We start from the raw sequence: 24808 nt of genomic DNA on the forward strand, positions 1-24808 counted from the left end.
AACGCTTTTGATCATCTCAAAAGCGTTTTTTTATATCTGTATTATTGGTTGATCGCCGGGTTGCTGATCGTATTCCACTTCGTATAGGACATGTAATGGAAATACTCATCGCGATACGGATGTTTTGTATTGGAGTTCCAAGGCTTTTCTCCGCCGCAGAAGTGCACGATTGCCGGGTTTTCTCTCGTTTCATTATATTGCTTCCGCCCTAACAGAGTCGATGGGGTTTTCAGCTTTAACATGATATAGGTTTGAGCGTTCCAGCGCGGATGAAGTTCATACCACTGATCATACAAGATCGCATTCAGTGCATCTTGGTCATGCAGCACAAGAAAGTCTTCGTCTGGGTGTTCATTGATAAAGTTGATGACTTTTTCTGTGATGTTTTGCTTTCTCCAAGACTCAAAATCAATAATCATGATACCTGAGTTAAAATACTTCCCTGTATCAGTGACGTTCATTTCTTTCAGGCGTTCATGCTGCCCCGCATCCTCAACAGCGGCTACGGTGTATGGCGCAATGTCTAAGTCCCATAACTTAGAAATATCCTCTAGGACAAGCGCATCGCAATCGATGTAAATCATTCGTTTGATGCTTTCATCCTTAATTAAGTCGGGAATCGAAATGCGGTAATACGCGGCTTTTGTAATATGGCTGCTCTCTACCGCATGTTCATACATTTTGGTATCCACTTCTAAAAACTCAATCGGCACTCCGAATTTCAAAGTGGTTTCTTCCAGTCTTTTTTTGTTATCAGGCTTAATTCCGCCATCAATGACGTATAATTTTACCTCTCTCTCCTGATCCATGTTAGTCAATAAAGAAACGAACATCCCACCTAAATGACGAGCATAATTATCATCTGCGCATGATACGATATGCATGATTTCATCTTTCCTCAATGGTATTCATCTCCCTTTTTGTTGTACAAGTTACATACCCTTTTTCAAAAAAATAAACACGTTCTCCGACATTTTTTTAAACAGAATGTGTGATACAACAAAAAAGGTGTCATTTTTTGAAGATGCGATAAAGCCAATAAAGAATGAAAAAGCTTGCGATTGTGATGGCTTCAGCCGAGACGATATACCACGGCCATGGTCCGAGAACATCTAAGAGAGAGGATCCGCCCGGTTTTTTCGTCAAATACATATAATTTGCGCCAAGCCAGCGATCAATCAGGAAAATACAGACGCCGTACACATTAACAAGCAGGACTGTCACCCATAATGAGCGCTGGCCCATTCTGTAGGTGCCAATCACAGCCATCAGCAGACAGGATAAAAACACAGATCCGTGAGAAATAAAAAAGAGGATATATCGTATATGCGGAAATGAAAACATACCGAGGTCAGGAGTGGCAAGAGCCTGAATCGAACTGCCGACGCCGACAAAAAACAAAAATACAAACAGCTTTCTGCTTTTTGTCACTAACATAATAGCTGACAAATATACCGACAGGTCACTAAGCTGGAGAGGCAATGAAGTGCGCACCGACCACCTGCCCGTGGCGACCATCCATATTTGATAGCCGATTTGCGAACCAAGCAAAAGAAACACAAACAGAGAACGCAAAAACCGGCTGGCCCTCGGCTGCTTGACCCTCTCTTGGAACAAAAACAACAGAATGGCCAAAAGGGCGATAATCGCTAACGTCACTACATGCTCTGTCGAAAATAGATGAAACGGATCATGTTTATAGACGGATTGAACATATTTTTGCAAAACTGCACCCCCGTTTGCGGTTTTTTGTTTATTTTGGCGTTGTTTGGGCTTTTTTTATTCAACCGATATATGGGCTTGAAGTTCACACCAGACTCTGCTACAATTCGTTTCATAGCTAATGATTCTGATAATTTAAGGCAGGCCTAAAAAATGGAACGTTCACATCAACATCAGCAGCTTCGGAAGGAAGAACACGATACACTTTCTAAGCTCAAACAAATGCCCGTCGAGTCACTCAACCTGGAAGCCATTTCGATCGCTACGAATCTGTATCGGTCTGCACAAAGGCTCCGTGTCAAAATGGAGACTGAGGTTCTTTCTTCCTATAACCTTTCTTGGACCGCTTTCTCCATTCTTTATGATCTATGGGTATGGGGAGCGCTCGAAACGAGAAAAATCGCTGAGCTGTCAGGGATATCTACAGCTACAGCAAGCAACGTGATCAAAACGCTCGAAAAAAAGAATTTTTGCCGTAAAAGCATCGACACAAGAGATCGGCGACTCGTGTTTGTCTCTATCACCGATTCCGGCAAACAAGCGATCGAAGAACTCTACCCGGTGTTTCACAAAGGGGAAACAGAGCTCATTGCGGGAATGACGAAGGACGAACAGAAAATATTGACAGGGCTGCTTAGAAAGGTAGCTGACAATCTTCATACAACATAAGCTTTGACGGGAATCCAGTAGCGGTTTGTCTCCCTGTTTCAGAGAGCCGGCGGAAGGTGCGAGCCGGCACACAGCAAACGTGAATTACCTCCCCGAGCTTTCTTTGTGAACCTTAAAAGTAGCAAAGAACGGGAAACCGTTATTCGAATGAGCGGAAGACAATGTCTTCAACCAGGGTGGTACCGCGTGCATTGAGCCACGTCCCTTATCGGGATGGGCTCTTTTTTGTGTTTGTAAAAAAGGAGGAAAAATGATGAGAACATTTGAGCAGCTCACAGCGTCACAGCAAAAAGAGGTAGAAAGACAGCTACAGCTATACATGACAGGCGCCCACGAAGTCATACCGCCGGAGGAATTAAAGGCAAAGCTCGTGAAATCAATTTCCACGGGCACGCCGCTTAAAATTAAGCTCGGATTAGATCCGTCTGCACCGGATGTACATTTGGGCCATACGGTGGTGTTAAATAAGCTTCGCCAATTTCAAGAAAACGGCCACATTGTCCAGCTGTTAATTGGGGATTTCACAGGAAAAATTGGTGATCCGACCGGAAAATCGGCAGCCAGAAAGCAACTGACTGATGAAGAAGTTCAGCACAATGCCAAAACCTACTTTGAGCAATTCGGAAAAGTGCTTGATCCAGAAAAAGTCGAGCTTCACTACAACTCAAAATGGCTGAAAACATTGAATCTGGAAGATGTCATTGAATTAGCAGGGAAAATAACAGTAGCCCGCCTGATGGAGCGCGACGACTTTGAAGAACGCATCGCCATGCAAAAACCAATCTCACTGCATGAATTCTTTTACCCATTGATGCAGGGATATGATTCTGTCGTTCTCGAAAGTGATATTGAATTAGGCGGAACGGATCAGCATTTCAATGTCCTCATGGGACGGCATTTCCAAGAACGATACAACAAAGAAAAACAAGTCGTCATCCTTATGCCGCTCTTGGAAGGCTTGGATGGCGTCGAGAAAATGTCGAAGTCGAAACACAACTACATTGGTATTAACGAACATCCAAACGACATGTACGGAAAAACGATGTCACTGCCCGACAGCCTGATGAAAAAATACATCCACTTGGCGACAGACTTAGAGCTTGAAGAAAAAAAACAGCTCGTAAAAGACTTAGAAACCGGCGCCGTTCATCCGCGTGATGCCAAAATGCTTTTAGCCAAAACAATCGTCCGAATGTATCACGGAGAGAAAGCAGCAGAAGCTGCCGAACACTCGTTTAAAACAGTCTTTCAGGAAAACAGCCTGCCGGAAGATATACCGGCCGTAAACTGGAAAGGCGAAAAAACGATAGCGATGATTGATCTGCTCGTCAAGCTAAAACTCCTCTCTTCGAAGAGCGAGGCGCGCCGCATGATTCAAAACGGAGGTGTACGCATCGACGGAGAGAAAATAACAGATGTTCACGCCAAAGCAGAGATAAGAGAGAATATGATCATCCAAGTCGGCAAACGCAAGTTTTTAAAGCTCCAATAGTCTGATATTCCGAAACGCTTATGACCCTTCATTCATAAGCGTTTTTTGCAGGTATAAAGCACTGTCTTTTCAAAAACGCTCTTCATCTTGCAGGAAACTCCTTTAGCATCCCGAAATATTCCCCAACCATACATTTAGGGGAGGTTTATTTTTGATGAAAAAGCTTTTGACTGTCATGACGATGGCTGTTTTAACTGCCGGCACACTGCTCTTGCCGGCACAGAGTGTCACCCCTGCCGCGCACGCTGTACAAATATCAAATAGCGAGCGCGAGCTTCCATTCAAAGCAAAGCATGCGTACTCTACCATTTCTCAGCTAAGTGAAGCAATCGGCCCCAGAATAGCCGGAACTGCAGCTGAAAAAAAGAGTGCCCTATTGATCGCCTCATCAATGAGAAAATTAAAGCTTGATGTGAAGGTTCAACGATTCAACATTCCTGACCGGCTTGAGGGAACACTGTCTTCAGCAGGACGCGATATTCTTCTCCAAGCGGCGTCCGGCTCAGCTCCGACTGAAGAACAAGGGCTGACGGCCCCGCTTTACAATGCGGGATTGGGCTATCAAAAGGACTTTACCGCTGACGCCAAGGGCAAAATCGCCTTGATTTCCAGAGGAGACCTGACTTATTACGAGAAAGCCAAAAATGCCGAAGCCGCCGGAGCGAAAGCTGTCATCATTTATAACAACAAAGAAAGCCTCGTGCCTATGACGCCAAACCTGTCGGGAAATAAAGTCGGCATTCCGGTCGTCGGCATTAAGAAAGAAGACGGCGAAGCACTTACCCAGCAAAAAGAAGCCACCTTAAAACTAAAAGCATTCACAAACCAAACCTCTCAGAACATCATCGGAATCAAAAAACCAAAGAACATCAAACATCCAGACATTGTGTACGTGACGGCCCATTACGACAGTGTTCCTTTTTCGCCCGGAGCAAATGACAACGGCTCAGGAACCTCTGTTATGCTGGAGATGGCGCGTGTCTTAAAAAGCGTTCCATCTGATAAAGAAATCCGCTTTATCGCTTTCGGCGCCGAAGAGCTCGGCCTGCTCGGCTCCTCCCACTATGTAGATCATCTATCAGAAAAAGAGCTGAAACGAAGCGAAGTGAACTTCAACTTAGATATGGTAGGCACAAGCTGGGAAAAAGCGTCTGAGCTGTATGTCAACACATTGGACGGCCAATCTAACTATGTTTGGGAATCCAGCCGTACGGCTGCTGAAAAAATTGGATTTGACAGCCTGTCTCTGACACAGGGAGGATCATCTGATCATGTGCCATTCCACGAAGCCGGCATTGATTCCGCCAACTTTATTTGGGGAGACCCGGAAACAGAAGAAGTTGAGCCGTGGTATCATACCCCTGAAGACTCGATCGAACATATCAGCAAAGAACGCCTCCAGCAAGCAGGCGATCTTGTGACAGCCGCAGTCTATGAGGCTGTGAAAAAAGAGAAGAAACCGAAAACCATTAAGAAACAAATGAAGGCGAAAGCATCTGACATTTTTGAAGATATCAAATAAAAAAAGACGGCACTTGGGTGCCGTCTTTTTTATAATGATCAGCTGTTTAGCCGTCTATAAGTAAAGCTTTCAGTTTATCAACTGTATTTTCTTTTTCTAACGGGCGATAAATGGTCAGTTTCAAATCAGGAGAGTCATATATTTGTAATGTCATATGCTCCATCACCATTTTTCCGGCTGCCGGGTGATGAAGTACTTTTTCTCCTGCGTGTGTGCCTAATACTTCGTGGTGGTTCCACCATTTTTTAAATTCGGGGCTTCTTTCAGTTAACTCATCGATCAACTCTTTTATCCATGCTTCCCCAAGAAACCGGCTGGCTGTCGATCGAAACTGTGCGATAAGTTTTTTGGCGTGGCTTTCCCAGTCGTCAAGCAGATTCCGATACTCCTTCGAGGTGAAACATCGCCATATGGCGTTCCTTTCCTTACTGCCCATTTGGCCAAAATTGCCGAACACAGCACAAGCTGCTGTGTTCCAAGCAATAACGTCCCACTTTTCGTCAGTCACATAAACAGGGCAATTGGTTAAATGATCAATAAAGTGCCGCACAGCCAGAGGAAGGCTCTTATTATCTTCATCCTGATCATCTAAAGGAACATGATGGTCAGCCAACAGAAAGACATGACGTTTTTCCTCATAATTCAATTTGAGCACTCTCGATATGCTTTCCAGTACCTGTGTCGATACCCGAATATCCCTTCCCTGCTCCAGCCATGTGTACCATGTGACACCTATACCGGACAGCTGGGCCAATTCCTCTCTTCTCAAGCCTGTTGTTTTCCTTCTGGTGCCCATAGGCAATCCAAACTCTTGCGGAGAAAGCTGTGCCCTTTTCAGTTTTAAAAACTCCCCTAGCTCTTTCCGTTTTTCTGCCATACTGTCCACATACACACTCTCCTTCTGCATAGAATTTCCTATTAGTATTCTACATAAAAAGGAGAAGGTTTTTATATTATTTGTTTCGTTCTGCAAATACTTCCGCGGCCACAGGAAGAATGGTATTCAGTGCATTCGGGAAACCTGAGTAAATAATCATCTGCATCATGACTTCTATGAGTTCTTCTTGTGTCCATCCGACATTCAGGGCTCCGTTAATATAGAATTTTAGCTGCTGGGTATTGCCCAATGCAGTCAATCCAGCAACGGTTGCTAATAATCTGGATTTCAGATCAAGACCTGGTCTTGAAAAAATCTGACCGTAGTTAAACTCCACGGCAAGCACACCAAGGTCCGGAGCGATGGAATGTTTAAAATTGCCCACGATCGCTTCATAGTTCTCCTCATCAATTTGTTTCAGAATATCTAACCCTTTTTTATAATGTTCACTTGTTCGCACCAGCTTCTATCTCCCTTCCAATATCGCTTTTTTAGTAGTACGATTTATGGTAATCCTTGAACTGAAGGCAATACCGACCATGATCATCCCCAGAATACAAACACCGTTCCAATGAAACAGCATCCAGACTGCACCTCCTGCATACGATCCCAAGGCGCCGCCTAAAAACGTGCTGACCATAAAGAGGCCATTCAATCTGCTTCTCATTTCAGCCGACAATTGGAAAATCTCCGCCTGACACGCCACCTGATTCGCCTGAATGCCCATGGTGATGAATAAAGCGCCCAATACAATCACAATCAATGAAGTCTGGCCTGCCATTAATAAAACAAATGACAATAAGGTAAAAGACATACAAAGCTTGTTGGAAAAAGCAGCTCCTTTTTGATCAATAATCCGGCCGATCAGCGGAGTTGCAAAAGCCCCGCCAATTCCCACCAAACCGATTGTTCCGGCAGTCTGGCTGCCAAACGAGAATGGAGGTTCACTCACCATAAACACTAACGTCGTCCAAAATAAACTGAAGGCGCCGAACATGAAGCCTTGGTTTACACATGCTTTTCTTAACACTTTCTCCTTGATCAAAAGCGGAAATAATGAAGAAATGAGTTTTCCGTAATGAAATGCATGTGTCCCTTTGCTTTTCGGAAAGCAGAAGTGAATGATCAACATAATGATGACGGCTGCTGCACAGGCAATCCAATACATTACCCGCCAGCCATAATGGGCATCTATCGCCCCGCTGACCACTCTCGCCCCTAAAATTCCGCAAACCAAGCCGATGGCTACGTTTCCGAGTACTTTTCCTCTGTTCCTGTCATTTGCTAAACCTGCCGCAAACGGCACAAGGATTTGAGGAATAATCGTGAAGAATCCCAATAATAAATTTGTGATGACTAGCCATGGAAAGCTTACAGCTAACGCTGAAGCGGCCGAACAAACCCCCACTAAGAATAGCAGGCTCACAATTAAGCGGCGGCGTTCAAAAAGATCTCCCAATGGAACAAGCAGAAGGTTCCCCGCCGCATAGCCAATCTGCGCCAATGTAGCAATCATCCCAGCTTGTGCCGGCGTCACATGAAACGTGCCTGCCATGCTGACAAGCAATGTTTGATTGATATAGACATTAGCTACCGTAAACCCGCTAGTCACCGCTATAAGAAAAATCAAACCTCTCGATAATGAAATGGAATGGTTCATGTTTACCTCCTTTCCCATGCATGATAAAGCAGGTTCAATCATGGAAACAGAAGTGAGTTTATACTGGTATAAAAAGTACTAGCAAGCAAAGAAAAAAAGCGAAACCCTGTCAGGCTTCGCTTTTGTTATCAATCCACTTCTTTCTTAATCCCCAGCATTTTCTCATCTAGGTAATGGGCAATCTCCGCGGCTTCCTTCAGCTCATCTGTTAATTGCTTAGGAACGTCATTGTTCAATTTATAATAAATTTTATGTTCAAGGCTCGCCCAGAAATCCATCGCGATTGTCCGGATTTGAATTTCTGCTTTGACGTATTCCACACGGTTCGTTAAATTCACAGGCATCTCAATGATTAAATGCAGGCTTCGATAGCCATTCGGTTTGGGTGTCTGGATATAATCCTTTACCTTTACGATTCTCAAATCTTCATGCTGCTTCAACACATTCACGACATTATAAATGTCAGAAATAAAGGAACAGATGATGCGCACGCCGGCAATGTCGTGAATATGCTCCTTCATTTCCTTCGTCGTAATCTCACAGCCCTTTCTCATTAACTTATTCACGATGCTTTCAAAGCTTTTGACACGGGATTTTGTATGTTCAATCGGGTTGTGTCCGTGAATGAGGTTATATTCCTGGCTGATAATTGAGAACTTTGTATCGAGCGCATCTAGCGCAAATTTATAAACTAATAATTCATTTTTCCAATCTTCCATTACTGTTTTTAAATCGTCCATATGTGTTACAGATAAATCCATTTTCGTCATCTCCTTTAACGGAACTTTATCCGCTGTCCATGTACTAGACGTCCCTGTCTGCTGCAAGGTTCTATGAATTTTTTTACAAAATGCAGTCGATTGTAACAAAAAAAGACCGCACGAAACGAGCGGTCTTTTTTATTATCGGAAATAGCTGATCAATAATCCGATCGAGAGCAGGAATCCGAAAAATGTATTTGTTTGGGCTGTTGATTTCATTGCGACAATCATATTCATCGGCATTTCTTTTTGGACGAAGCCCTTCACTGCTTGAACCGGCTTAGGCACGCTTAAAAAGACGACAAACAGCCATGGGCTTGCGGCACCGGTAATAACCAAGCCGACAACCCAGATATAAGCGACGGCAAACGACGCAGCTAACAGAGTAACAGCTCCCTTATGCCCCATCAAAATCGCCAATGTTTTGCGTCCGCCTTTTTTGTCCTCTTCAATATCACGAATGTTGTTCGACAGGTTAATCGCGCCGACAAGAATCGCAATCGGGATGGAAATCAAAATGCTTTGCGTGTTGATCATATCTGTCTGAATGAAAAACGAAATCAGCACAAACACCGAACCCATGCAAATGCCTGAGAATAATTCACCGAACGGCGTGTACGCAATCGGCAGCGGCCCGCCTGTATACAGATAGCCGATCGCCATGCCGACAAGGCCGATCAGCGCAAGCCACCAGCTGCTGCTCGCACAAATATAGACACCGAGCAAAATGGCAATCCCGTATGAGGCAAGAGCTAATTGCAAAATCGTTTTAGGCTTCATTCCGTGGCGTACAATTGCCCCTCCGATTCCGACTGATTCTGCTGTATCTAATCCGCGTTTAAAATCATAGTATTCATTAAATAAGTTCGTCGCGATCTGGATCCATAGGCAAGAAAACAGCATAGCCAAAAACAGCAGCAGATCAACCTTCACATAAAACATCGCCAAAACGGTTCCGAGCAGCACAGGCACAAACGATGCGGTTAACGTATGAGGACGGGTTAACTGCCAAAGGATCTGCCCCATGCTTTCTTTTTGCGGCGCTGTCTGACCCTCACCCTTATTTGTTTGGTTCATCTTCCTCTTCCTTTCTATTAAAAGGCTTACTTTTTTTCAGCCGGCAGCTTAATAAAAAACTCCTTTTGCTTCCTTATCTATCATAATGACTTCTCCCTTATTTCACAAGATACCGCAAGAAGGCGTTTTCTTTCTTATTATACGCTTCTCGCCCTGATTTCATTAGGTTTCTGCTTTCACTTGAACGAACAGGTACAGAAAAATTTTTTTAAGTACATTACACTTTTTAAAAGTTAAAAAGATCTTTTGACTCCAGGTATCTTTTCCTTTATTATGAATCAGCTCGAAACATTCCATTCTTGCCCTTGCAGGTATAAAGATTCATTTTCAAAAACATACGCCGATATATTAATTTGAGGGAGATTAGGGAAAAAATGAAACTTTTTGAGCATCTGATCGTCAAATAATCATGTGATTGTCGAAAAAACGGGAAGGGAATTTTTGATATGCTGCAATTAATGAAACAGCTGTATGAAAAACCCGCTGTCAAGTGGACATGTCATACAGGCTTTTATTTGATGATACTGCTTGTTTTGTTTTTTATGTATGGTTTTCACACCGCGAATACCGGTTCATATATTTATAACGATTTCTAATTGGAGAGAGAATAACTATGAAACTTTTACATGCTATTCAAACACATGCGGAAACTTATCCGCAAACCGATGCCTTCCGCTCTCAAGGCCAGTCGCTCACGTATCAGGAATTATGGGAGCAGTCTGACCGCGCGGCTGCCGCGATCCAAAAACGCATTTCTGGGGAAAAGAAATCTCCTATCCTTGTGTACGGCCACATGGAGCCGCACATGCTTGTTTCCTTCTTGGGAAGTGTCAAAGCGGGACATCCTTATATTCCGGTTGACCTGTCTATTCCGTCCGAACGGATTGCGAAAATTATCGAAAGCTCTGGAGCAGAATTGCTGATCCATGCAGCAGGACTCTCAATTGATGCAGTCGGCCAGCAGATTCAGACAGTTTCTGCGGAAGAACTGCTGGAAAACGAAGGCGGCTCTGTCAGCCAAGATCAATGGGTCAAAGAACACGAAACGTTTTATATCATTTACACTTCCGGAAGCACAGGAAATCCGAAAGGCGTGCAGATTTCCGCTGCGAACCTTCAAAGCTTCACAGACTGGATTTGTGCAGACTTTCCAGTCAGCGGAGGAAAAATATTTTTAAACCAAGCGCCGTTCTCATTTGATTTGTCTGTCATGGACCTATATCCGTGCCTTCAATCAGGCGGGACTTTACATTGCGTGACAAAGGATGCTGTGAACAAGCCGAAAGTCTTATTTGAAGAGCTGAAGAAGTCCGGGCTGAATGTGTGGACGTCAACACCTTCCTTTGTGCAAATGTGCCTGATGGATCCGGGTTTTTCACAGGATCTGCTGCCTCATGCGGACACATTTATGTTTTGCGGAGAGGTTCTTCCGGTTTCTGTGGCAAAAGCGCTGCTTGAGCGTTTTCCGAAAGCGAAGATTTTTAATACGTACGGCCCGACTGAAGCGACAGTGGCTGTCACATCGGTTGAAATTACGGATGACGTCATCAGCCGCAGCGAATCGCTTCCAGTGGGCTTCGCCAAACCAGATATGAACATTTTCATTATGGATGAAGAGGGACAGCCGCTTCCTGATGGAGAAAAAGGAGAAATCGTCATTGCAGGGCCGAGTGTAAGCCGAGGCTACCTTGGTGAGCCAGAGCTGACGGAAAAAGCGTTTTTCTCTCATGAAGGCCAGTGGGCATACCGAACTGGCGATGCCGGCTTTATTCAAGACGGTCAGATTTTCTGCCAAGGACGTTTGGATTTTCAGATTAAACTTCACGGCTATCGAATGGAGCTGGAGGAAATCGAGTTCCATGTCAGACAGTCACAGTACGTTCGTTCTGCTGTCGTGATTCCTTATCAGCCAAACGGAACAGTTGAGTACCTGATCGCTGCTATTGTGCCTGAGGAGCATGAGTTTGAGAAGGAATTCCAGCTGACAAGCGCTATTAAAAAAGAGCTTGCCGCTTCTCTTCCGGCATATATGATCCCGAGAAAATTTATCTATCAGGATCACATTCAAATGACGGCTAACGGCAAAATTGACCGAAAACGCATTGGCGAAGAGGTTCTTGTATGACGCCTTACAGCTCGTTTTTATTCTTTATACTGCTTGGCATTCTTCTTCTGCCGACGATCATTCTCGGCTTAAACGGAAAAAGATTTCAAGCATACAACATGTTCATATCTATCATTATATTGGCTTTAATTTTTTCGCACGACTTACACGGGGTCATCGCGCTGTGCCTGTTTACAATATGGCAGGTGCTCCTGATCAGCGGCTATCTGGCATACCGGCAGAAAGCGAACAGCGGCTTTGTCTTCTGCGGGGCTGTTATCGCGTCGATTCTGCCTTTATTTCTGTCAAAAATATGGCCGTTTCTTTCACACCCGCAGCCGCATCATCCGCCGCATAACCTGATCAGCTTTTTAGGGATTTCATATTTAACCTTTAAAGGCGTTCAGCTGATTATGGAAGCAAGAGACGGACTGCTGAAAGAACAGCTGCCATTGCACCGCCTGCTGTATTTCATCCTGTTTTTCCCGACGATTTCCTCCGGCCCGATCGACAGATACCGCCGGTTCGTCAAGGATGAACAGAAGGCTTGGACGAAAGAAGAATACGCCGACCTGTTGTATACGGGAATCCATAAAATCTTCATCGGTTTCCTGTATAAATTTATTATCGGCTACGCGATCAATACGTACTTCATCATGAATCTTCCCGCAATCACGCACAATAAGATTCTTGGGAACCTGCTGTACATGTACGGCTACAGCATGTATTTATTCTTTGATTTCGCCGGCTACACGATGTTTGCCGTCGGGGTCAGCTACATTATGGGCATTAAATCACCAGAAAACTTTAATAAACCGTTTATCAGTAAAAATATTAAAGATTTCTGGAATCGCTGGCATATGTCTCTGTCATTTTGGTTCAGAGATTATGTGTTTATGAGATTCGTATTTTGGATGACTAAGAAAAAGTGGATCAAAAACCGTATGGCCGTCTCAAACATCGGGTATTTCCTGCTGTTTATGCTGATGGGGGTTTGGCACGGGCTCGCGCCGCAATATATCATCTACGGCCTTTATCATGCCGTGCTGATGACATGTTACAACTTTTTTGAGAAGTGGAATAAGAAATATAAATGGCTGCCGTCCAACCGCTGGACAACCATTCTCGCTATTGTGATCACATTCCATTTCGTTTGCTTCGGGTTTTATATTTTCTCAGGAAAACCATTTCATCACCACCATTAAAGGAGATTAGAAAGCTATGGATTTTAAACAAGAGGTATTAGACGTTTTAGCAGAGGTTTGCCAGGATGACATCGTAAAGGAAAATCCTGATATTGAAATTTTTGAAGAAGGTTTGCTTGATTCTTTTGGAACAGTAGAATTGCTGCTTGCGATTGAAAACCGTTTTGATATTTTAGTGCCGATCACTGAATTTGACCGGGACGTTTGGAATACACCTAACAACATTGTAAATCAGCTGTCTGAGTTGAAATAATGAAAAAGCGTTTTTTCGGTCCAATTATTTTGGCGTTTATTCTATTCGCAGGCGCCATCGCAATTCCATCTTCATGGCTGACAGGCTTCATCACCGATAAGCGTGTGAAAGAGTCAGCAACAGCCTTGAATCCGAGTATGTTTCAAGGGCTATATTTACAAGATCAGATGCTCAAAGATCCGACATATCTTCCGATTTACGGGTCTTCTGAGCTTTCTCGGCTGGACGAGTTCCACCCATCTAATTATTTTCAGGTAAACAATGAGGGATTCACGCCATACCTTGTCGGCAAAGGCGGATCCCAGTCATTGATTCATTCTTTAAACTTCGCTGCCCATATGGATCAGCTGAAGGGCAAAAAAATCGTATTCATCGTGTCTCCGCAATGGTTTATTAAGCGCGGGTCTGATGAACAGCATTTCGCGCCGAACTATTCTGCGCTGCAAGGGCTTGATTTGGCATTTAACGATCAGATCGACCCTGAAATTAAAAAGAAAATGATGAAACGCATGCTTCGCTTTAAGGCTGTGCAAAACGATGCCATTCTTTCTGAGCTGTACAAAGCAATGGTAAACGGCCAGACGTGGAAAGTGAACGCGCTGAAGCCGGCGGCGAAAGTGTATTACAGCATGCTGGAAAAGAAAGATCTGTATTATTCAACGACAGAATCATCCGGGCCAAAGCGCTATATCTCGCAGTCAGTAAAGGATAAGTCATGGTCTGAATTGAATAAACTAGCGGATCAATCGGGCAAACGCCACTCCGGTTCTAACGATTTTCACATCGACAACCCTGTCTATAAAAAGCTGAAGCCGAAAGTGCCTAAGCTGAAAGGGAAAAACAAAGGAAGATCGTATGCGGTGTCACCGGAATATGGCGACTTTGAAATGATGCTCGATATCCTGAAGGATGCGGGCGCAGAGCCTATGTTTGTCACCATTCCTGTTAACGGGAAATGGTACGATTACACGGGCTTCCCGAAAAAAGGACGCACTGACTATTACAAAAAGGTAAATAAACAAATCAGAGCGAAGGGCTTCCAGGTTGCTGATTTCTCAGGGCATGAATATGACCCGTATTTCATGAAAGACACCATTCACATCGGCTGGAAAGGCTGGGTGTATGTCGATAAAGCAATTGACGAATTTTATAAAACCGGAAAAGTCACTTCATCCTGAGCATCTCATAGGACGCGGCTGCATATTTCCTGCTAAGATTTGAAATAGCAAAGGAATCACAGCCAACTTAATTAAGAGGTGTTACATCCAATGAAGATGACAGGCAATACGGTTTTAATCACAGGGGGTTCTGCTGGCATCGGGCTTGAACTGGCCAAGCGCCTGCTGGAGCTCGGCAATGAAGTTATCATTTGCGGACGCAGCGAAGCACGTCTTGCAGAAGCGAAGCAGCAGCTCCCAAACATCCATACAAAGCAATGTGATGTTGCAGACCGTTCGCAGCGGGAAGCATTGTATGAATGGGCTTTAAAGGAATATCCGAACTTGAATGTTCTCGTCAACAACGCCGGCATTCAAAAGGAAATTGACTTTAAAAAAGGGACAGAGGATCTTTTTGTGGACGGTGATGAAATTGAACTTAATTTCCAAGCGCCTGTCCATTTATCCGCCCTTTTCACACCTCATTTGATGAAGCAGCCTGAAGCGGCAATCGTTCAGGTCACATCCGGGCTTGCGTTTAACCCGTTAGCTGTTTATCCGGTGTACTGCGCAACAAAAGCAGCACTTCACTCGTTCTCGCTTACGCTCAGACACCAGCTCCGCGACACGAGCGTGGAAGTGATTGAAATGGCACCGCCTATGGTGGACACGGGCTTAAACCAAAAATCACGCGATAAACAAGGCCTGACGTACCGGGGCATTTCATCTGAAGAATATGTTCAATATTTCTTGGACGGCTTGAAGGAAGGCAAACAGGAGATTACAAATGAACGTGTTGAAGGTCTTCGGGATGCCACTCGCGCCGATTATGACAGGTTATTCGAGCATATGAACACGCAGGAGAATTAATTTCTCCTGCTTTTTTCATATGAATTTCTTACAAATTTGAGCAAACCTATTGCGATTATTTGTTGAAGGTATACAATAGAATATAATTATTTTCAAATAAGTTTGATAATATAAACAATTTAACAGCAGGGAGATTGACCATGACTAAACAAACGATTCGCGTTGAATTGACATCAACAAAAAAACCGAAACCAGACCCAAATCAGCTTTCGTTCGGAAGAGTGTTTACAGACCACATGTTTGTAATGGACTATGCCGCAGATAAAGGTTGGTACGATCCAAGAATCATTCCTTATCAGCCCTTATCAATGGATCCGGCCGCAATGGTCTATCACTACGGCCAAACCGTGTTTGAAGGGTTAAAGGCTTACGTGTCAGAGGATGACCATGTTCTGCTTTTCAGACCGGAAAAAAATATGGAACGCCTGAATCAATCAAACGACCGCCTCTGCATCCCGCAAATTGATGAAGAACAGGTTCTTGAAGGCTTAAAGCAGCTTGTCGCAATTGATAAAGACTGGATTCCAAATGCGGAGGGCACGTCCCTTTACATCCGTCCGTTCATCATCGCAACCGAGCCTTTCCTTGGTGTTGCGGCATCTCATACGTATAAGCTCTTGATCATTCTTTCTCCGGTCGGCTCTTATTACAAAGAAGGCATTAAGCCGGTCAAAATCGCTGTTGAAAGTGAATTTGTCCGTGCGGTAAAAGGCGGAACAGGAAATGCCAAAACCGCAGGAAACTATGCTTCAAGCTTAAAAGCGCAGCAGGTCGCCGAAGAGAAAGGATTTTCCCAAGTGCTTTGGCTGGACGGCATTGAGAAGAAATACATCGAAGAAGTCGGAAGCATGAACATCTTCTTCAAAATCAACGGTGAAATCGTAACGCCGATGCTGAACGGAAGCATCCTGGAAGGCATTACGCGCAATTCAGTCATCGCCTTGCTTAAGCATTGGGGCCTTCAAGTTTCAGAACGAAAAATTGCGATCGATGAGGTCATCCAAGCCCATAAAGACGGCATCCTGGAAGAAGCCTTCGGAACAGGTACAGCAGCTGTTATTTCCCCAGTCGGCGAGCTGATCTGGCAGGATGAAACACTTTCGATCAACAACGGTGAAACAGGAGAAATCGCAAAAAAACTATATGACACGATTACAGGCATTCAAAAAGGCGCTGTCGCAGACGAATTCGGATGGACGACCGAAGTCGCAGCGCTGACTGAAAGCAAGTAAGAAAAAAGCCGGCCCATTACAGGCCGGCTTTTTTTACGCTTCAATTTTGTTGAAAAACTGCGGCAGATACGCTTTGTGCGCCTCCAGCATTTCGTCTAAAATCTGTTTGGCCACAGTATCGGACGGGACAAGCGGGTTAATCGTCATGGCAAGGAGTGCAGTTTGGTAGTCACCTGTAACTGCCGCTTCTGCCGCGACACGTTCAAAGGATTTGATTTGCTGGACGAGGCCACGGACAGACACCGGCAAGTCGCCGACAGCAATTGGCTTAGGGCCAGTTTTCGTCATCACACAGTTCACTTCAACTGCGGAATCGTCTGGAATGCTCGCTATTGCACCATTATTGATTGTGTTCACCGGCTGAATGTCATGTTTATCATTATAAATGGAGCTGATTAAGTTACATGCTGCATCACTGTAGTAAGCTCCGCCCCGTTTTTCCAGCTGCGGCGGTTTGATCGCAAGGTTCGGATCTTTATAAAGCTCGAACAGCTCTTTTTCGACCTTCTGTACGACTTCTGCGCGGGTGCCCTCCGTTTGTGATGCTTCCAGTTCGTGCTCCAGCATCTCTTTTGTTTTGAAATAGTAACGGTGATAGCCGCAAGGGATGACATTGAGCGCTTTTAAGAAATCCGGTTCCCATTCGGCGCCTGAGATATTTTTCATTGTCATCGCGTTTTTCGGGTCGCCCATCGCCTCGATGACTTGCTCCTTCACACTTACGCCGTCCAAGAAAACATCCAGCCCAAATACCATATGGTTCAGTCCGGCGAATTGGACTTCTACGCGGTCCACATCTACATCAAGCGCTTTGGCTACGCCCATTTTGATGCCGATTGGAACATTACAGAGACCGACGACTTTCTTCAGGTTGGAGTAGCGAAGCAAGGCTTCTGTTACCATGCCGGCAGGGTTTGTGAAGTTAACAAGCCAGGCGTTCGGGCAAAGCTCTTCTATGTCCTTTGCGATCTCAAGGATGACCGGAATTGTGCGCAATCCTTTAAACAGGCCTCCCGGGCCGTTTGTTTCCTGGCCAATCACTCCGTATTTTAGCGGAATGCGCTCATCCTTTGCTCTTGCCTGCAAAAGTCCGACACGGAATTGGGTCGTGACAAAGTCTGCGTCTTTCAGCGCTTTTCTCCGGTCGAGCGTAAGATGAATGTCGATCGGGACGCCAGCTTTTTCAACCATCCGTTTGGCGAGTGTGCCGACAATATTCAGCTTTTCTTCGCCCTCGGGGATATCGACAAGCCATAATTCACGGACAGGCAGCTCATCATACCGTTTAATGAACCCCTCCACTAGCTCGGGCGTATAGCTTGAACCTCCGCCAATCGTTACAATCTTCAATCCTTTTGTCATATGCTTGCTCCCCTTTGCTCGGTGATTTTTTCATATAACTCAATGATCTCTGCAGCCATATCCTTCACTGTCATTGCATTCATTAAATGATCCTGTGCATGAACCATCAGAAGCGTCATTTCCGTCTTTTCTCCGCCCGCTTCATTTTGGATCAGCTCTGTCTGATAATGATGGGCTTTTGACAATTCTTCAGCAGCGTCTTGAAGCTTTTTCCGCGCTTCTTCTGCGTCACCGCTTTTCGCAGCGGCAATGGCCTCCATTGCGGAGCTCCTACCGTTTCCTCCGTGAAGGATGATTTGAAAAATGATTTGTTCCATTTCCTCATTCACGCGATTCACTTCCTTTCTCTACAGAGCCGCTTCTTTGTCATCTGATGCTGCAGGCGTTTGGACCAGCTCCAGATCGTTTTCTTCTTTCAGCTTCTGCTTATCCCACATTCTGAAGAATGGATAGTAGACAACAAAGGACACGGCAATATTAATGGCTTGCATGACCGCGCCTGAGACTTTTCCTCCTGTCGCCAAGTAGCCTGAAAAGATCGGCGGCATGGTCCACGGCACTGCGATACCCGCCGGTTTGGCGACAAGGCCGGTGCTCATTCCGATGTACGTGAGTGTCACTGTGACAAGCGGCGTGATGATAAACGGAAGTAAGAGCATTGGGTTCATGACGATCGGCATTCCGAATATAATCGGTTCGTTAATATTGAAGATGGCCGGGCCGACCGCAAGCTTCCCGAGCTGCTTCATTTGTTTGCTTCGGGCGCGCAGGAACATCGTGACAACCAGTGCCAATGTGGCGCCGCTTCCGCCAATATTGACCCAGATATCGAAAAATTGCTGGGTGAAAATCTTAGGAAGCTCCTCACCGGCTTGGAATGCGATCCGGTTGGCATCCATTGCGCCGTACCAAATCGGTGCCATGACGCCGCCAACAATGTTTGCACCGTGAAGGCCGCAGGCCCATAAAAGCATTTTGACGGCTTCGGCGACAAGGCTTCCTCCAAGGCTTCCTCCCAGAATGGAAAGCGGAGTCCCCAATAAAACGCTTACAATATTATGAAGGCTTTCAAACGGTGTCGCTTCAACAATCAGCCGGGCTGCCCAAATTAGGAAGATGACGGCAAAGCCGGGGATTAACGCGACAAATGACTTGCTTACCGCCGGCGGGACACCGTCCGGCATTTTGAAGACTAAATTGCGCTGGATAATAAGGCGGTAAATCTCTGTAGACACCATTGCGATAATCATGGCGACAAATAAGCCTTTGCTTCCCATGAGCGAAAGCGGAATCCCGCCGCCAACCATGATTTCTTTCGTCGCGCCATCCGGCATAAACGGCACTTGATAAGGTGTTGCTAATAAAAATGCCGCAAGGGAAATGGCTCCGGCCGACAAGGCATCAACACCGTATTTCTCGGCGAGCCGGTAGGCAATGCCGAACGCGGCGACAAGACCCATAATTTCAAAGGTCGCGTCGACTGGGTAGGCCAGTTTTTCAGACCAGGAGCTGCCAAACGTTTTTGCCATAAACTCAGCGTATCCCGGGATCGGGAGGTTGCCAATGATGAGGAAAAAGGAACCGATGATAATCAGGGGCATCGTGAGGATGATACCATCACGCAGCGCCTGCAAATGACGCTGTCCCGCAATTCTTCCCGCTATAGGCATGACCTTTTCTTCTAAGATCTGATTGACTTTATTCACATAGCCCGCCCCTCTCTATGACACATGTCCAAGCTGTTCAGCTGATTTCAGCACTTCCGCCCCATTGCACGTTCCATAATGGACGGTATTAATGACGTCTACCGGAACCCCCTTTGACTCTCCTAATTTTTTGAGCTGCGGAAGCATGTAACGGACTTGCGGACCGAGAAGCAATACATCCGCTTTATCGATATGATTTTGTACAGAATCGCCTGAAACTGCCCAAATGGTATAGTCTTTTCCCTGTTCCTGCGCACTTTTTTCCATCTTGCTCACCAGTAAGCTAGTAGACATGCCTGCTGCACAAACGAGTAATATATTCATGTAAAAGACCCCCTAGAGTTTGATCAATTTTGTAATGTCCTGCTGTTGCTATCATCATATTATGAAATCGCTTTCATAAACACTCAGGGTTTTTCCGCAGGCAACGGAAAAAAGGTATATACAGGCTGTCAGCTCAGCATTTTTTGGTCAAACACATCCGAAAGCTCTTGATATGAACGGCATTTGATCAGCTGGTTCATCGCCGCCGGGTCATCCAAAATGCTGCCAAGCAGTTTATACATGCTTTGTAAATCCGCTTTGTTCTCCTTTTCGACACAAAGCAGACAGACAAATTGAACTCGCTGACTCTCCCAATCGATCGGTTTTTTGAGCGTACAAACGGCCCAAAACGTTGTTTTCGTCTGCGGAACAAGCGGGTGCGGGATGGCAACAAGATTGCCAAAACACGTTGGCGACATGTCTTCTCTTTCAAAAATGGAATCTATGATTTCTTCATCGGCAAAGCCGCATTCGACCACTTTCTGCCCTAAAAATTGAATCACTTCTTCTTTTGAGCGCAGATCCTCCTGAAAAAAAACGAGTTCTTTTTTTAGGTAGCGATTGGCTTTTTCCTTTTCATCACTCAGAATAGATTCTATTTTTGTAAAGTCAGTTCCGCCTAAGATGGTGTTAACCTTCAGTACTGGTACAGGGAGCTCTTTTTTAATCGGAATGGTGCTGATGACAAAATCAATTGATTCGTAGGACATTTGATCAAGACTATAATACTCAGCCGTTCCAAGAATATCGAGCCGCTTGCCGAAATGGGAACGCAGTTTTTCGCGCAGAAGCTGGGCGCTTCCGGCTCCCGATGCGCATACAATGATACAGCGTTTCGGCGGGCTTTCTGTTTTTTTTCGTTCAATCGCGGCGCCAAAGTGGAGAGCCAAATATCCAATTTCGTTTTCATGAATCTCAATACCCGTTTGTTCCTTTATCACGATTCCGGCAATGATCCCGGCTTCAAAAGCGAGTGGATAATGTTCCTTGATCGCTGCCAGCATCGGATTTCGAAGATTCATGCCGTATCGGTTGCGGCTGATCGCCGGCTTCATATGCAGTGCCAAGCCGATTTTCAGCTCTTTGTCATGCAGGATGCCAAGCTTCAGTTCACGATCAACAGCTTTGATCATGGCAAGTGTCAGCTGATCGGTTTCCTCTTCTATTGAAAATGTGTCCTCTCCGCATTGTGATTGTGTCATTCGTTTTGTGCCAAGGAGATGCATGGTGATGTAGGCCGTCTCGTCTTTCGGAAACGTAACGGAAAGCTTTGATTCCAGCTCTTTTACGATGGCTTCTGCAGCCTGGTACTCCTTTTGATGCAGGATATGATCCATATCTTTCGGGAAAAGAGAAACATAGTTTTCCGTTCTGATCCGTTTACAGGCGATAGCGATATGGATAATGAGGTTATTCAGTCCCATGTTGGACAGAGGGATGCGGTCGTTTTTCATTTTTTTCAAGATGGCGGAACGGATGATCTCAATTTCTTCTTTTGGCAAAATATCAGCCTTTTCATTTAAAACATCTATCTCCGTTTCTCTTTCATCAACAATGTACTCCGCCATGCAGTACCTCATCTGCACCTCGTCCCCGCGCAGCTTGAAGCCGTAATTCGGACGTGTTTCCATGACGATGCGGTAAGGCAGCAGACGTTTCTTTACTTCCTTTAAATCCGTTTGGAGTGTAGATTTTGAGATAAATAGTTCTTCAGCAAGTTCATCGAGCTTGAGATAATGGTCCGCCAGCAGCAGACGTTTCATAAGATAGGCCATTCTCTCCTCCGGCAATACCGGCAGGCCCTTTTTTTGCTGAAATTCATCTTGCAGCAGTGTTCTGAATACTTGCTCGTCATCAATGCGGAGCTTGTAGCCGGAGCCTCTTACAGATTGTACAAAGGCACCGTGGCCGCTTAGCACACCTTGAAGTTCCTTTATATCATTGCGGACTGTCCGCGTCGTTACGTTTAATTGCGCGGCAAAAAACGAACTTGTCACCGGGGCTTCAGCCGCCATCAGCAAGCGCAGAATATCACGTAGTCGCCCATGAAGCATGAGAAAAACCTCCTAACTAGTAGATGCAGGGATTCAGTGAATAGGCAGAAAGGATGATGAAGGGATGCGAAATGTATATAAATTCTATAATGGAGAGAATGGCAAGTCAATGAACATCCGGAGGACTAGAGGGAAAACTGACCTATAAAAAAACAGCCGGGATCAGCCGGCTGTTCTAGATGCGGACATATTCTTTTGTTTAGACGCCTTGCGGTCCTTCATGATTTTTCGAACAATCGGGTAAATGACCGGCGCCCATTTGATAACGGTTTTGATCATCTTTTTCAAAGCTCCGATTCTCCCTTCTTTTTTCTCAACCATTCCCCTGATTGCCTCTTCCTTAAACATGCTAACGCGACACGTACCTGTTTCCCGTCACCCAGAAACGCCATGGATAATCGCGTGCCTCCCCGCTGTTGTCAATGCCGATGCGCGGGCCGGTTGAAATTGCTTCCGGTGTGTACCCGCTTTCGATGTAAAGCGGCTGTTCCGTGATCCAGCGTCCGTAGTCATTCATCGTGACGCCAAGCGCTTTCGTCAGCTTTCCTGGTCCGTTTGTCCATTCCCTCGGACTCCTGCCCGGCCTTCTCTCCTCCATTAACAGCTGGCCTTCATGCGGCTCAATCGCCCTGATTAATACTGCTTGCGGGACATCCTCTTCCGCCGCAACGACATTCAGCAATGTATGGGTGTGCATCACGTATGTATATACCCGCCCAGCTTCTGCAAACATGATCTCAGTCCGCTTCGTCCGGCGGTTGTTAAAGCTGTGGGCCGCTCTGTCTCCAGCCCCCATATAGGCCTCTGTTTCCACAATATAGCCTGACGCTGTGCCTTCGTCTGTTTCTTTTACAAGAAGGCAGCCCAGAAGCGATGGGGCAAGCTCAAGAGCGGTTTTTTGATAAAACGTGATGGGCAGCGGATTTTTTTCTCTCGTCACGAATCGACCTCTCCTTTTACCGATTTTTGTACATTGTACCATTCCCGAAGCAGATCAAAAAAAACGGCTGTTTTAAAATCTTTCCATTCAGGGAATATTGTTACCGTTCAAAAAAGGAGGGCCAACCATTGAAAGATGATCATCAAAACAAGCAGCACCAATCAAATGCCCAAGGGAGCGAGGAAGCGTTTTCTCATAAGACATCCGGGAAAAACGAGTCAGAGGATACCTTAACGAATAGGCAGGGGCATCCTGTTACTGACAACCAGAATGTGAGAACCGTCGGGAATAGAGGGCCTACAACACTTGAGAACTATGATTTTCTCGAAAAGATCAGCCACTTCGACCGGGAACGCATCCCAGAGCGGGTTGTTCATGCCAGGGGAGCAGGTGCACATGGATATTTTGAAGCGTACGGAAGCTTCGGAGACGAACCGATTTCAACATACACAAGGGCCAAGCTCTTTCAGGAAAAAGGCAAGAAAACACCGGCATTTGTCCGTTTTTCAACTGTGAATCATGGAAAACACTCGCCTGAAACATTGAGAGACCCGCGCGGTTTTGCTGTAAAGCTATATACAGAAGACGGAAACTGGGATTTGGTCGGAAACAACCTGAAAATCTTTTTTATCCGCGACCCGCTGAAATTTCCGGATCTTGTACACGCATTTCAGCCTGATCCAGTGACAAACATCCAGGATGGTGAACGTATCTTCGATTTCATTTCTCAATCTCCTGAAGCGACACACATGATCACCTTCTTGTTTTCGCCTTGGGGCATTCCGGCCAACTACCGGCAAATGCAGGGTTCAGGCGTACATGCCTATAAATGGGTGAATGAGGAGGGCAAGGCCGTTCTCGTGAAATACCATTTTGAACCGAAGCAGGGCATCCGCAACCTGACACAGAAGGAAGCAGAAGAGATTCAAGGGAAAAACTTTAACCATGCCACACAGGATCTATATGACGCGATTGAAAATGGCGATTATCCAGAGTGGGAAGTATATGCTCAAATCATGAGCGATGATGAGCATCCTGAACTGGACTTTGATCCTCTTGATCCAACAAAACTGTGGTATAAAGACGATTTCCCATGGAAACCGATCGGCAAATTGGTTCTGAACAAAAATCCGGAAAACTACCATGCGGAAGTGGAGCAAGCTTCATTTGGAACGGGAGTGCTTGTCGACGGGCTTGATTTTTCAGACGACAAATTGCTCCAGGGGCGTACGTTTGCCTACTCTGATACGCAGCGCTACCGTGTAGGCGCAAATTACCTGCAGCTTCCGATCAACTCGCCGAAAAAGCATGTCGCCACCAACCAGGAAGGCGGGCAAATGCAATATCGGGTCGATAGAGCAGAAGGACAAAACCCGCACGTCAACTATGAGCCATCCATTATGGGCGGGCTGAAGGAAGCGAAGCAGGACGGAAAAGACCATACGCCGCATGTCGAAGGTGATGTAAAGCGTGAAGCGATTGACAGAACAAACAACTTCGGACAGGCTGGAGAAACGTACCGGAGATTTACTGAATTTGAGCGGAACGAATTGATTACGAATTTGGTGAATACGCTTTCTACGTGCCGAAAAGAAATTCAGGATCAAATGATTGAGAATTTCACAAAAGCTGATCCTGACTACGGAAAACGTGTAGCAGAAGGGCTAAAAAAGGTTTCCGAAAACAACAGCAACGGGCCGATCGGCACAACTGAAACGGAACAGGCTGCAAAGCAGGCTGAACAGGAGAGCCATCCATCTGATCCGTATTAACAACAGCGAACAGGGCTTTTTTTGAAGCCCTGTTTTTTTATTTTTCTAT

At 45.5% G+C, this 24808-nt stretch carries 26 protein-coding genes and 1 other annotated feature; of the genes, 11 read left to right on the forward strand and 15 right to left on the reverse strand.

Features of this window, described 5'->3' with window-relative positions:
* Nucleotides 1-41 precede the first annotated feature (41 nt).
* Entirely contained in the window at nt 42-902 is an 861-nt protein-coding gene (locus tag NST79_RS20050) for a glycosyltransferase (RefSeq protein ID WP_015250924.1), read from the reverse strand.
* 109 nt (nt 903-1011) lie between these two features.
* Entirely contained in the window at nt 1012-1725 is a 714-nt protein-coding gene (locus NST79_RS20055; protein WP_033882895.1) for a TIGR02206 family membrane protein, read from the reverse strand.
* A 150-nt stretch (nt 1726-1875) separates the two neighbouring features.
* Between NST79_RS20055 and ywaE the strand changes: the two genes are divergently transcribed.
* The 3 genes from ywaE (at nt 1876) to ywaD (ending at nt 5405) form a co-directional block, all read left to right on the forward strand.
* Nucleotides 1876-2391, forward strand: coding sequence for a tyrZ transcriptional regulator YwaE (ywaE, locus tag NST79_RS20060; RefSeq protein ID WP_080529956.1), 516 nt, complete (start codon nt 1876-1878; stop codon nt 2389-2391).
* Nucleotides 2386-2600: a binding site (T-box leader), on the forward strand. Its footprint overlaps the gene before it by 6 nt.
* A gap of 41 nt (nt 2601-2641) precedes the next feature.
* Nucleotides 2642-3883, forward strand: coding sequence for a tyrosine--tRNA ligase (gene tyrS, locus NST79_RS20065; RefSeq protein WP_080351463.1), 1242 nt, complete (start codon nt 2642-2644; stop codon nt 3881-3883).
* A gap of 154 nt (nt 3884-4037) precedes the next feature.
* Complete coding sequence (gene ywaD, locus NST79_RS20070) at nt 4038-5405, forward strand: aminopeptidase YwaD (protein ID WP_003242515.1); 1368 nt, start codon at nt 4038-4040, stop codon at nt 5403-5405.
* 46 nt (nt 5406-5451) lie between these two features.
* Here ywaD and NST79_RS20075 read toward each other — a convergent pair whose 3' ends face one another.
* The 6 genes from NST79_RS20075 to NST79_RS20100 all read right to left on the reverse strand — a co-directional run bounded on the left by NST79_RS20075 (nt 5452) and on the right by NST79_RS20100 (nt 10077).
* Nucleotides 5452-6291, reverse strand: coding sequence for a helix-turn-helix domain-containing protein (locus tag NST79_RS20075; protein WP_212060205.1), 840 nt, complete (start codon nt 6289-6291; stop codon nt 5452-5454).
* Nucleotides 6292-6358: 67 nt separating this feature from the next.
* Entirely contained in the window at nt 6359-6742 is a 384-nt protein-coding gene (locus NST79_RS20080; RefSeq protein ID WP_033882888.1) for a carboxymuconolactone decarboxylase family protein, read from the reverse strand.
* A 6-nt stretch (nt 6743-6748) separates the two neighbouring features.
* Nucleotides 6749-7942, reverse strand: a complete 1194-nt coding sequence (locus tag NST79_RS20085) for an MFS transporter (RefSeq protein ID WP_015714936.1) — start codon at nt 7940-7942, stop codon at nt 6749-6751.
* A 128-nt stretch (nt 7943-8070) separates the two neighbouring features.
* On the reverse strand, nt 8071-8703 hold the full coding sequence (gene ywaC, locus NST79_RS20090) for a GTP pyrophosphokinase YwaC (protein WP_003244564.1): 633 nt from the start codon (nt 8701-8703) through the stop codon (nt 8071-8073).
* 141 nt (nt 8704-8844) lie between these two features.
* Complete coding sequence (locus NST79_RS20095; RefSeq protein ID WP_015250916.1) at nt 8845-9780, reverse strand: 1,4-dihydroxy-2-naphthoate polyprenyltransferase; 936 nt, start codon at nt 9778-9780, stop codon at nt 8845-8847.
* 162 nt (nt 9781-9942) lie between these two features.
* Nucleotides 9943-10077: a hypothetical protein gene (locus NST79_RS20100; RefSeq protein WP_003227332.1), complete on the reverse strand. Its 135-nt coding sequence runs from the start codon at nt 10075-10077 to the stop codon at nt 9943-9945.
* 149 nt (nt 10078-10226) lie between these two features.
* Between NST79_RS20100 and NST79_RS20105 the strand changes: the two genes are divergently transcribed.
* The 7 genes from NST79_RS20105 (at nt 10227) to NST79_RS20135 (ending at nt 16601) form a co-directional block, all read left to right on the forward strand.
* The gene (locus NST79_RS20105; protein ID WP_003227330.1) at nt 10227-10376 is read left to right on the forward strand and encodes a teichoic acid D-Ala incorporation-associated protein DltX; all 150 of its coding nucleotides are present in this window, start codon (nt 10227-10229) and stop codon (nt 10374-10376) included.
* A gap of 17 nt (nt 10377-10393) precedes the next feature.
* Nucleotides 10394-11905: a D-alanine--poly(phosphoribitol) ligase subunit DltA gene (dltA, locus tag NST79_RS20110; RefSeq protein ID WP_038429848.1), complete on the forward strand. Its 1512-nt coding sequence runs from the start codon at nt 10394-10396 to the stop codon at nt 11903-11905.
* The gene (dltB, locus tag NST79_RS20115) at nt 11902-13089 is read left to right on the forward strand and encodes a D-alanyl-lipoteichoic acid biosynthesis protein DltB (RefSeq protein ID WP_003227327.1); all 1188 of its coding nucleotides are present in this window, start codon (nt 11902-11904) and stop codon (nt 13087-13089) included. The genes dltA and dltB overlap by 4 nt, the downstream gene beginning before the upstream one ends.
* A 16-nt stretch (nt 13090-13105) precedes the next feature.
* Nucleotides 13106-13342: a D-alanine--poly(phosphoribitol) ligase subunit DltC gene (dltC, locus tag NST79_RS20120; RefSeq protein ID WP_003227325.1), complete on the forward strand. Its 237-nt coding sequence runs from the start codon at nt 13106-13108 to the stop codon at nt 13340-13342.
* Nucleotides 13342-14520, forward strand: coding sequence for a D-alanyl-lipoteichoic acid biosynthesis protein DltD (gene dltD / locus NST79_RS20125; RefSeq protein WP_003227323.1), 1179 nt, complete (start codon nt 13342-13344; stop codon nt 14518-14520). Before dltC ends, dltD begins: the two co-directional genes overlap by 1 nt.
* A gap of 90 nt (nt 14521-14610) precedes the next feature.
* Nucleotides 14611-15369, forward strand: a complete 759-nt coding sequence (locus NST79_RS20130) for an SDR family oxidoreductase (protein ID WP_015714939.1) — start codon at nt 14611-14613, stop codon at nt 15367-15369.
* 140 nt (nt 15370-15509) lie between these two features.
* A complete protein-coding gene (locus tag NST79_RS20135; protein ID WP_003244231.1) occupies nt 15510-16601 on the forward strand; it encodes a branched-chain amino acid aminotransferase in 1092 nt (363 codons plus the stop codon).
* Nucleotides 16602-16634: 33 nt separating this feature from the next.
* Here the strand turns inward: NST79_RS20135 and licH are convergent, their stop codons facing one another.
* From licH to NST79_RS20170, 7 genes are all read right to left on the reverse strand, one after another.
* Nucleotides 16635-17963, reverse strand: coding sequence for a 6-phospho-beta-glucosidase LicH (gene licH, locus NST79_RS20140; RefSeq protein WP_003244285.1), 1329 nt, complete (start codon nt 17961-17963; stop codon nt 16635-16637).
* Complete coding sequence (licA, locus tag NST79_RS20145; protein WP_003227313.1) at nt 17960-18292, reverse strand: PTS lichenan transporter subunit IIA; 333 nt, start codon at nt 18290-18292, stop codon at nt 17960-17962. Before licA ends, licH begins: the two co-directional genes overlap by 4 nt.
* 18 nt (nt 18293-18310) lie before the next feature.
* Complete coding sequence (licC, locus tag NST79_RS20150; RefSeq protein WP_015250911.1) at nt 18311-19669, reverse strand: PTS lichenan transporter subunit IIC; 1359 nt, start codon at nt 19667-19669, stop codon at nt 18311-18313.
* A 15-nt stretch (nt 19670-19684) separates the two neighbouring features.
* A complete protein-coding gene (licB, locus tag NST79_RS20155; RefSeq protein ID WP_003218755.1) occupies nt 19685-19993 on the reverse strand; it encodes a PTS lichenan transporter subunit IIB in 309 nt (102 codons plus the stop codon).
* A 128-nt stretch (nt 19994-20121) separates the two neighbouring features.
* Nucleotides 20122-22047, reverse strand: a complete 1926-nt coding sequence (gene licR, locus NST79_RS20160) for a transcriptional regulator LicR (protein ID WP_003243034.1) — start codon at nt 22045-22047, stop codon at nt 20122-20124.
* Nucleotides 22048-22209: 162 nt separating this feature from the next.
* On the reverse strand, nt 22210-22368 hold the full coding sequence (locus tag NST79_RS20165) for a hypothetical protein (protein ID WP_009968374.1): 159 nt from the start codon (nt 22366-22368) through the stop codon (nt 22210-22212).
* Between the two features lie 28 nt (nt 22369-22396).
* The gene (locus NST79_RS20170) at nt 22397-22987 is read right to left on the reverse strand and encodes a DNA-3-methyladenine glycosylase (RefSeq protein ID WP_003227303.1); all 591 of its coding nucleotides are present in this window, start codon (nt 22985-22987) and stop codon (nt 22397-22399) included.
* Between the two features lie 128 nt (nt 22988-23115).
* Between NST79_RS20170 and katX the strand changes: the two genes are divergently transcribed.
* Nucleotides 23116-24759, forward strand: coding sequence for a catalase KatX (gene katX / locus NST79_RS20175; RefSeq protein ID WP_003243042.1), 1644 nt, complete (start codon nt 23116-23118; stop codon nt 24757-24759).
* Nucleotides 24760-24808: the final 49 nt, after the last annotated feature.

This window comes from Bacillus sp. PS196 (genome assembly GCF_037963555.1).
GTDB lineage: Bacteria > Bacillota > Bacilli > Bacillales > Bacillaceae > Bacillus > Bacillus subtilis.